Source organism: Pseudoalteromonas byunsanensis (assembly GCF_001854475.1).
Lineage (GTDB): Bacteria > Pseudomonadota > Gammaproteobacteria > Enterobacterales > Alteromonadaceae > Pseudoalteromonas > Pseudoalteromonas byunsanensis.
On the sequence record NZ_MNAN01000020.1, the window covers coordinates 1 to 2,828 of the forward strand.

Below are 2,828 nucleotides of genomic sequence, written 5' to 3' on the forward strand. Positions count from 1 at the left end.
TCAAAAGCGGTTCGCTTAGCAATCGCGTTTGGCGCTGCTTCTACGGCTGCGTTTTCTGCGAACACGTTCGCAGCCGAAGGTGAAGAGAAAGTAGAACGTATCGAAGTTACCGGTTCTGCAATCAAAAGAACTGACTTAGAAGGTGCATTGCCACTAGACGTTATCGATGCTTCAGCTATCGCTAAATCAGGTGTAACAAGCGTTCCAGATTTAATCGCTAACCTTCCTGCGATGCAGGGTTTCACAGCTGCTGGTGAGTCAGTAGGTGGTGGCGGTGGCGGTGTTCAAACTGCTTCACTAAGAAACTTAGGTTCAGAGTACACACTTGTACTTCTAAACGGTCGTCGTATGGTATCTTCTGATTCAGGCGGTACTATCGACCTTAACTCTATTCCTTTATCGGCTATCAAGCGCGTTGAAATCCTAAAAGATGGTGCATCTGCATTATACGGTTCTGACGCTATCGCGGGTGTTGTTAACTTCATCCTAAAAGATGACGTTCAAAACACGACTATCAGCGCTCGTTATGACAAGCCAAAAGACACTTCAAGCTCTAACTTCTCAATCACAACTGGTTTCGGTGACCTAAGTGTTGATGGTTTCAACATCACAGCTGCTTATAGCCGTGATGAGCAAGACAACCTACGTTCAGTTGACCGTGATTTCGCGAAAACTGGTTTCATCTCGTTTGAACATTCAGGCCAAGACCTACTAGCGGTTGCTGGTTCTTCAAGTGCTATTCCTGGTAACGCGTATGTAAGCTATAACACACGTGATGAAGATGGTAACCTGTTGTTTGATGAAGAAGGTAACAACAAAAGAGCTACATATTCATTCAACCCATACAAAATGACAAATGGCTCTTGTCACGCAACTAGTGCTCCATCTGGTGCTCGCGCATGTCAGTTTGACTACACTAGTACGTTGGAAATCCAGCCTGAGTCAGAGCGTGACAATATCTTCATCCAAGGTGTTGCAACAGTAAATGATACGACTGAAGTATATGCAAATGCTTCTTGGTCAAAATTCGAAATGATCACTCGTATCGCGCCATACCCAACAGGTATTCCACTAAGTGCAGATTCAGAGCTAGCTAAAAAATACATAATTCCTCACACACCTCAGGCTGTTTTAGATGATATGGTTGGTATCAGCGCTCGCTGGCGTGTACTTCCTGGCGGTAACCGTACAGACGAGTGGAACACAACAACTAGCCAAATCACAGCGGGTATCCGTGGTGAAATCTCTGAATGGTCTTATGACCTAGCGGTAACTCGTGGTGATTCAGAGCGTGAGCAAAACCGTTTAACTGGTTATCCTAAGCAAGACGAGTTCCTAGCACTACTTAACTCTGGTGCTATCGACATCTTCGCTGCGCCTGAAGACCTAACTGCTGAAGAGAACTCTGCTGTTGCAGCTTCAATGTTCAACGGTCTATGGGAAGAAACTGAAACTACAATGACAGCAATTGAAGGTAAGCTGTCAGGTGCTATTGCAGATTTAGACGCAGGTAGTGTATACCTAGGTGTTGGTTTCGATTACCGTGCATCTGAGTACGCACGTTCAAACGGCGAAGGCAATAACAACAAGGTTGTATTGTACGAGTCAGTATCTCCTGAGTATGACCTAGATCGTGACAACTACGGTGCATTTGCTGAAGTTATCGTTCCAGTTATGGAAAACCTAGAGTTAACAGGTTCAATCCGTTACGACAGCATCGGTGAAATCACTGATTCACTTCGTGAAGGCAACAAAACTGTAAACGACAGCGAAAACGATACAACGTACAAGTTAAGCTTATCTTACCGTCCTACAGACGAGCTATTACTACGTGCTTCAATGGGTACTGGCTTTAAGATGGCAACGATGCGTCAAATCGCTGAGCCACGTGTAGAGTTTGGTGTAACAGCTTCACCATATGACTGTCCACTAGCATCAGGTCACCCACTTAAGTCAGCGTGTCACTCAGACAAGCTTCAGTATGACGTATACCGTGAAGGTAACGCTAACTTGAAGCCAGAAACATCTGAGCAGTACACATTCGGTTTCGTATGGGCTGGTGATACAGGTACAAGTGTGTCAGTAGATTACTGGAACATTGAAATGGAGAACGAGGTTCAACGTTTAACTCAGAACCAAATCTTCTTCAACCCAGCGACATATAACCACCTATTCACGACGAAGTATGATGAAAGTTTGAAAAAAGACGTTCTGGCTATCGTTCAGGCAGCTGATAACGTTGGTCAGTCAACGACTACAGGTATCGACTGGAGCATCAACTTAACAAACGAATTGTCATTCGGTACGTTAAAGACTGGTATCATGGGTACTTACCTGATTGAGTCTGAAAGCCTACGTGTTGGTACAACTGATGTTTGGGATTCAAGCTTAGGTAAAGTTGGTACTGATGAAGCGGTTGCATTCCGTAACATCGTAAACATCAACAACTCATTCACTCATGGTAACTTCACGCATGACTTGAATATCAAGGCGCGCAGTGGTTACACAGATGCAGCGGCAGATGTAAACTTCACTGTATTTAGAGCTGATTTGAGCGAAGAAGTTGATGGTAGCCTAATCCAGAAGCATATCCCGGTATACTTCACTGTTGACTACCGCTTGTCATACGCTTACGGCGACAATGCAAACGTAACATTTGGTATTAAGAACTTACTAGACAAAGAGCCACCGTTCACGCTAAACGCGGCAGCGGGTCACCAGGTAGGTTACGATCCACGTTACGCAGACCCGTACGGTCGTACTTTCTACATCCAAGCTGATTACACTTTCTAAGTTAGTTTGATGTAATAGAATTTAAACCCCACTTT

1 protein-coding gene is annotated in these 2,828 nt (G+C 44.6%); it reads left to right on the forward strand.

Features of this window, described 5'->3' with window-relative positions:
- Nucleotides 1–2,793: TonB-dependent receptor (locus BIW53_RS03285; RefSeq protein WP_070990395.1), on the forward strand; the 2,793-nt coding region annotated here is incomplete at its 5' end.
- Between the last annotated feature and the right edge of the window lie 35 nt (nucleotides 2,794–2,828).